This is a genomic window from Streptomyces sp. SID5785, assembly GCF_009870065.1.
In the GTDB taxonomy this organism is placed as follows: Bacteria; Actinomycetota; Actinomycetes; order Streptomycetales; family Streptomycetaceae; genus Streptomyces.
This window is the reverse complement of sequence record NZ_WWIA01000657.1, coordinates 1-2,739: the sequence shown is the minus strand read 5'-3', so window position 1 is coordinate 2,739 and position 2,739 is coordinate 1. Positions and strand designations below refer to the sequence as shown.

The 2,739-nt window shown below is 71.0% G+C and carries 2 protein-coding genes and 1 pseudogene; all 3 read left to right on the top strand.

What is annotated here, in order from left to right:
- On the top strand, positions 1–956 hold a 956-nt coding region (gene sucB / locus GTW43_RS21620; protein ID WP_161303674.1), incomplete at its 5' end, for a 2-oxoglutarate dehydrogenase, E2 component, dihydrolipoamide succinyltransferase.
- A gap of 194 nt (positions 957–1,150) precedes the next feature.
- On the top strand, positions 1,151–1,774 hold the full coding sequence (locus tag GTW43_RS21615; RefSeq protein ID WP_161303673.1) for a GntR family transcriptional regulator: 624 nt from the start codon (positions 1,151–1,153) through the stop codon (positions 1,772–1,774).
- 237 nt (positions 1,775–2,011) lie between these two features.
- Positions 2,012–2,739, top strand: a pseudogene (locus GTW43_RS21610) (pyruvate dehydrogenase (acetyl-transferring), homodimeric type); the annotation flags it as partial.

Here is a 2,739-nt window from a genome sequence, read left to right as displayed (position 1 = left end):
CGCCCGCCCCGGCCGCCACCCCGGCGGACGACGGCGCGTACGTGACCCCGCTGGTGCGCAAGCTCGCCTCCGAGAACGGCGTGGACCTGTCCACGGTCAAGGGCTCGGGCGTCGGCGGCCGCATCCGCAAGCAGGACGTCATCGCCGCCGCCGAGGCCGCGAAGACCGCCGCCCCGGCCGCTGCCGCCGCCCCGGCCGCCGCGCCGAAGACCCCGGCCCTGGAGGTCTCTCCCCTCCGCGGCCAGACGGTCAAGCTGCCGCGCATCCGCAAGGCCATCGCGGACAACATGCACAAGGCGCTGCAGGAGCAGGCCCAGCTGTCCTCGGTCATCGAGGTCGACATCACGAAGCTGATGAAGCTCCGTGCCAAGGCCAAGGACGGCTTCGCCGCCCGCGAGGGCGTCAAGCTCTCCCCGATGCCGTTCTTCGTCAAGGCCGCCGTCCAGGCACTGAAGGCCCACCCGGTCATCAACGCCCGCCTGAACTACGACGAGGGCACGATCACCTACTTCGACTCGGAGAACGTCGGCATCGCCGTCGACTCCGAGAAGGGCCTGATGACCCCGGTCATCAAGGGCGCGGGTGACCTGAACATCGCGGGTATCGCCAAGCGGACCGCCGAGCTGGCCGGCAAGGTCCGTACGAACAAGATCGCCCCGGACGACCTGGCGGGCGCCACCTTCACGATCTCCAACACGGGGTCGCGCGGTGCGCTCTTCGACACGGTCATCGTCCCGCCGAACCAGGTGGCCATCCTGGGCATCGGCGCCACGGTCAAGCGCCCGGTCGTCGTCTCCGACCCGGAGCTCGGCGACACCATCGCCGTGCGCGACATGACCTACGTGACGCTCTCCTACGACCACCGTCTGGTGGACGGCGCCGACGCCGCCCGCTACCTGACGACGGTCAAGCAGATCCTCGAGGCGGGCGAGTTCACCGCCGAGCTGGGCCTGTAGGCACCGGGAGCAGTCCCGCAGCACGACGGAGCCCCCGTCCGGAGACCGATCTCCGGGCGGGGGCTCCCGCCGTCTCCCGGGCCCGGAGACGTAATGCGCATCACCCGCGGCCGCGTCCCTCGTGTCCTGTCTGTCCAGGGGCACGGCCGTATTGTCTAGAGGTCGATGTCCCCGGCCTCCCGGAGGAGCCCGCAATGACCACGCCCGTCGTCCACTCGCTGCGCGAACAGATCCGCGAGCACATCGTGGAGGGGATCGTGAGCGGCCGCTGGAAGCCGGGCGAACGCATCGTGGAGCGCCGGATCGCGACCGAGCTGGAGGTCAGCCAGACCCCGGTGCGCGAGGCGCTGCGGGAGCTGGAGTCGCTGCGGCTGATCGAGTCGGCGCCGAACAAGGGCGTGCGGGTGCGCAATCTGTCGGCCGCCGACCTGGAGGAGAGCTACCCGGTGCGGGCCGGCCTGGAGGCGATCGCGGCCGAGCTGGCCGCGGCCCGGCTCGCGGAGGACTGCTCGGCGCTGGAACCGCACGTCGCGGCCCTGTACCGGGCCGACCGGGAGGCCGACGGCACCGGGCAGGTGCGGCACACCGTGGCGTTCCACCGGGAGCTGGTGCGCGCGGCGGGCAACGCGGTGCTGCTGCACACCTGGGAGGGGCTCGGCATCGAGGTGTTCACCGCGCTGTCGATCCGCTGGCTGGGCACGGTGCAGCAGTCGTACGCGGAGGAGCACGAGGAGCTGGTGGCGGCGTTCCGGCGCCGGGACCCGGCCATCGCCGAGCTCGTGAAGACGCACGTCCTGGGCTGTGCGCCGCGCGCCTGAGCGGGCCGCGGCACGCCTGAGACCTGGGACGACGGGGCACTCGGTGCCCCTTTCCCTGGCACCTTGTGCCGACTTTCTCGATCTGAAGAGGTTTTGCCCTTCAACCCTTTGATCGATCATCGATCAGGGGGTTACAGTCGCCATCGGGTCCACACCCGGACCCCGCCCTGTCCTGCCAAAGACATCAAGGGCACCCCCAACCCCACCCCCTTCGACTCAGGAAGGCGTGCGGCGACTATGACCGACCCCATGCGCATCCAGCCGAGCGAGCTCGACCAGCTCCCGGACCGCGACCCCGAGGAGACCGCCGAATGGCAGGCCTCCCTGGACGCCGTCACCAAGGCGGCCGGGCCGCACCGTGCCGCGCAGCTGATGCGGCGCACGCTGGAGCGCGGCGAGACCGGTGGCCTGCCGCTGCCCAAGCTCCTGTCGACCGAGTACCTCAACTCGATCCCCACCTCCGCCGAGCCGGACTTCCCCGGTGACGAGGAGCTGGAAGCCAAGATCACCGCGTACAACCGCTGGAACGCGGCCGCGATGGTGACCCGTGGCAGCAAGGCCGGCGTCGGTGGCCACATCGCCACCTTCGCCTCGGCGGCCTGGCTGTACGAGACCGGCTTCAACCACTTCTTCCGCGGGAAGGAGGGCGACGGCTCCGGCGACCAGCTCTACATCCAGGGCCACGCCTCGCCCGGCATCTACGCCCGCGCCTTCCTCGACGGCCGCCTCTCCGAGGCGCAGCTCGACAACTTCCGCCGCGAGGCGGGGGGCAACGGCCTGCCGTCGTACCCCCACCCGCGCCGCCTCCCGTGGCTGTGGGAGTTCCCGACCGTGTCCATGGGCCTCGGCCCGCTCTCCGCGATCTACCAGGCGCGGTTCAACCGCTACCTGAGCGCGCGGAACATCAAGGACACGTCGAACTCCCACGTCTGGGCCTTCCTCGGCGACGGCGAGATGGACGAGCC

Bases quoted from the DNA above. Each gene is read 5' to 3' on its own strand.
- GTW43_RS21615 (WP_161303673.1), top strand. From the start codon at position 1,151: ATGACCACGCCCGTCGTCCACTCGCTGCGCGAACAGATCCGCGAGCAC.